The 3,686-nt window shown below is 58.8% G+C and carries 2 protein-coding genes and 2 pseudogenes; 2 read left to right on the top strand and 2 right to left on the bottom strand.

The features are described 5' to 3' along the window. Positions 1-433: pseudogene (locus tag EPO09_RS10670) on the top strand (glycosyltransferase family 2 protein); the annotation flags it as partial. A gap of 13 nt (positions 434-446) precedes the next feature. On the opposite strand, the gene EPO09_RS10665 reads toward EPO09_RS10670, so the two are convergent. Beyond that, positions 447-1,637, bottom strand: a complete 1,191-nt coding sequence (locus tag EPO09_RS10665; protein WP_290642908.1) for a glycosyltransferase — start codon at positions 1,635-1,637, stop codon at positions 447-449. Between the two features lie 8 nt (positions 1,638-1,645). Continuing rightward, positions 1,646-3,151 (bottom strand): hypothetical protein, encoded by a 1,506-nt coding sequence (locus tag EPO09_RS10660; protein ID WP_290642906.1) that lies wholly within the window; start codon positions 3,149-3,151, stop codon positions 1,646-1,648. A gap of 211 nt (positions 3,152-3,362) precedes the next feature. Here EPO09_RS10660 and EPO09_RS10655 point away from each other — a divergent pair. Then, positions 3,363-3,686, top strand: a pseudogene (locus tag EPO09_RS10655) (hypothetical protein); the annotation flags it as partial.

The raw sequence follows: 3,686 nt of genomic DNA, 5'->3' as shown, positions 1-3,686 counted from the left end.
CGTGCGCGTCTTCAAGCCTGCTTTCGTATCTTATGAACGTGTGATCAATCCAGTCACGCACATTGATGGCGAGATCGGTGAACTTGATGCGCATCTGGATCACTACCCATTCAGCAAGGGCATCAGCCATTGGTTCAGCAAGCACAACGGCTATAGCAGCCAGGAGGCCAGGCACATTGTCAGCGTCGTGGATACGCATGAAAAGCTCAGTCTCAAAAAGGCCATATTTGCCCGAGATATTGCTGTTCGACGTCGCCATCAAAAGGGTTTGTACTACCAATTGCCCATGCGCCCCTTGGTCATGTTCATGGGGCTGTACATCGGCAAGCGTGGCTTTCTGGATGGGCGCGCCGGCTTCGTCTATGCGATCTTGCGCGCGATTTACGAGTACATGATCGTGTTGAAAGCGGAAGAGCTCCGTCAGCAGGGGTGATGGTCACCCCTTGTTATGGGGTCTTGTCCACAATGGATTGATAGATGCGTTCGTAAGCTTCGATGGCCCGTTCTTGTGTGAATTGAGAAGCCCATTCAATGCGTTGCTTGATGAGATCAGGGTCTTTGGCCACCTGCGTGTTGATCATCTCGTCGATGATGGTGGCGCCGGACTGAGCCCATTGATCGATGTTCATCGAAGCTTGCAATAAGGGCAGGTAGCGGGCCGCTGGTCCACCGATTTCGTTCATCGGCGCATCGTCGGTGGTCAGGACGGGGCAGCCGCATGCTTGCGCTTCGATGATGGGCCAGCCAAAGCCTTCTGCCAGGCTGGGAAACAAGAACAACTGAGCCAGTGAATATGCGGCTTGTATGGCCTCATTGCCCAGGCCTTGCTTGAAGCTCACGGAGCCTTGCGCTGGCACGGTAGCCAGCGCGTCTTGCACATCAACCGATTGGGGCGAAGGGCTCACCATCAACAAGGGCAGCGGGTTGGGGTGCTGCGCGGCGTAGTGCGCATACAGTCGAATCACGCCTGCTGTGTTCTTGTACCACTGGCCGCCTCCGATATGGAGCAAGTGCCCGCGCTCGTCCGCTGGTATGCCAGCCTGGCGAAGTGTGTCGATGGCGGCCTGGGTGCTCATTGGCTGATAGGCCTGGTTCAGGCCGTTGTAGACCACCTCTGACGCATGTGCTGCAACGCCGCCGAACTGAGCCAGATCACGCGTGGTTCGCTTGGAAACACTGATGAATCGCTTGGCCTGGCGAAAGCCCCTGCGGATATAGCGCTGATAGAGCTGTCCAGTGAATGATGTGGGGTTCTCGGCAATCAAGCCCAGGGCGGATCGCAAGGCGAGCAGATCATGTGCGTGCACCACATGCGGGTGTTGTGCTACCAGAGGCACCCAGGGGCCGAGCGCCTGATCGCAAAACACATACAAGGTGTTGGCTTGGCGTCTGGGCAGAAGGCGCAGCTTGACCTCAATGGGGAAGAGGATGTATTGGTCAATATAGCCCGCCCATTTGGCCAAAGAGGTCAAAGAGGCCAGCCTGGTTTCACTCAGCAGCTTGTGGACGCGACCTTGTGGTGCCCAGTACTCGACCTGATGCCCTCGCTCCTTCATTGCCTCGCCAATCATTCGCGCAAACCGCGGCATGCTCTGTGACTGCATGAAGGGCGGGTGACAGAAAAAAATCAGTTGCATGTGCTGGCTCAACGGGCGCTCAGTAGCCAGAGATTGATGTCTTCCGTGCCCGCGTAGGCGCTGGGTTTGAGGAACCAGCCACCAACTGGCACACTCATGTGATGCACGAGTACAGCGTCAGGTTCGGGCTTCTCGCCTGAGATGTAGTAGCGCGCACCTTGGCGGCGAGCCCAGGCAACCATGTCGCTGCTTGGGCCGAACAAGTAGGGTGTGGCGCTGGGCTGGGTGATGCCGCCAGTGTCCACAATCGGGTTGGGAATCAGAAAGCCGATCTGACCGATCGAGTACACCGCGATAGGGGCCTGTGGTGGCACCTTCTGACGGATCAAGGAAGCCAGTTCCTCAACGCGCTGGTCATGCGCGATCTTGTTGTCGCACAGCGGTTTGAGCAGCAGCAGGCTGATCGTGCCTGAGCCGAGGATGCCCAACACAAGCCAAGGTGTGACCCTGGCGGCGCCCCAACGTCTGATCAATGTTGACCAGGCAACGATGAGCAGCCCAGGCCCCAACACCAGCAGGTAGCGTGTTTGCACATGGGTATGGTTCAAGACATAGAAGGCCAATACGAGACCGCACCAGGCCAGCAGAGGCCACGCAGGCCGAGGGGCGAGTGTGGTGCCGCTGTGGCGTGGCCGTGTGGCAGCCCAGCCCAGGCCCACACCCGCCAGCAGCAAGGTGGGAAAGCCCATGCCCGTTAACTGCAGCAATCTCCAAGGCACGATGACACCAGGTGCTGCACGCTTGGCCGCATTGGTGTTGGGCATGATGTAGCCGAACGCCTGCAGTGCATACGCAGACCACAGCAGCAAGGGGCCGACCAGCAACAGTGCGCAGATCAGCAGTTTGACGGCGGCTTGCGTCGACGAATTGTTCTGGCTGATCGCTCGTGTGTGTCGCCACAGGAACGGGATCGCAACAGGTGCCATGAGCACGAACTCCGGCCGCAACAGGGGACTCATGCCCAGCAGCAGGCAGGCCAGCAGTGTCTGGCGCCAGCTTGGCCGCCCGGCAGCGAGGTTCATGGACATCAGCACGACCCAGCCAGACGCCATCAAGGCTTCCATGCCTGAATAGGCCCAATGCAAGGTGAATGGGCTGACGAAGATCATGGCCAGCAACAAGGCGGCCGATGTCCTGCTGCCTGGCATGTCCGCTGGCAATAGCCTTCTGGAGAACAGGGCGAAGGCCCAGAGGGCTCCCCCCATGCAGAGCAGGCTTAACACCTTGCCGCCCAGCACCCAGGCAGGAGCCAGACTACCGGCAAGCGACAGCGCCAGCACCCACAGTGGTGACGTATCGCCATTGGACAGTGCGCCATTGAAGACAAAACCCTGGCCTTGCGCAACGCTGCGTGCGTAGGCCAGATGGATGTAAGAGTCGTCTTCCCAGTAGCCCCAGGACCAGAAGCACCAGATCATCAGCCAGGCCAATGTGGCCATCATGGCCAGGCGCGCTATCAAACGGTCATCCAACCAAGTGGAGGTCCGTAGGGGCGCCATCGTGCCTTGTGCCATGTCTCTCGCCTGCGTTGATCAGCAAAATTTGCAGTGTGCTCAAGCAGTGCGACGCCCTCATGACAGCGAGGAAAGTGACAGCGGTAATCGGATGTAAGAGCCACCAAAAGGCCTCAGTTATCCGCACGACAAAATCGCTTGAAATGCCGATGATGACGCGTTGTTGACCAATTTCGGCTTGAAAGGCATCAAGCCATGATCCGTTCGGACTATGTTGTCTTCTTCATCGCATTTTTCTCGCTACTGGCGCATGGGTATTCTCTGGTGTGCCTTGGCGCCGTTGGGCGCTTGTGGCGGCAGTAGCCCACCCAATGAGGGCGCTGTGCAATCGGGCAGTGGCACGGCTGGCAGCAGGTTGCAAGCAGCCTTGGTGAACGCAGACACCGTGCTCACGCGGCAACAGGCCACGCGTTTTTTGACGCAGGCCACGTTCGGCCCCACGCCGGACGACGTCGCGCATCTGATGACGCAGGGATATGCCGCGTGGATAGATGAGCAGATGGCGTTGCCGGTGCCTGCCTCGTCGCATGTGGCC

Origin of the sequence: Aquabacterium sp., assembly GCF_004297345.1 — a bacterium.
GTDB lineage: Bacteria > Pseudomonadota > Gammaproteobacteria > Burkholderiales > Burkholderiaceae_C > Aquabacterium.
The sequence above is the reverse complement of the archived record's forward strand: the minus strand, read 5'-3'. Positions and strand labels throughout refer to the sequence as shown.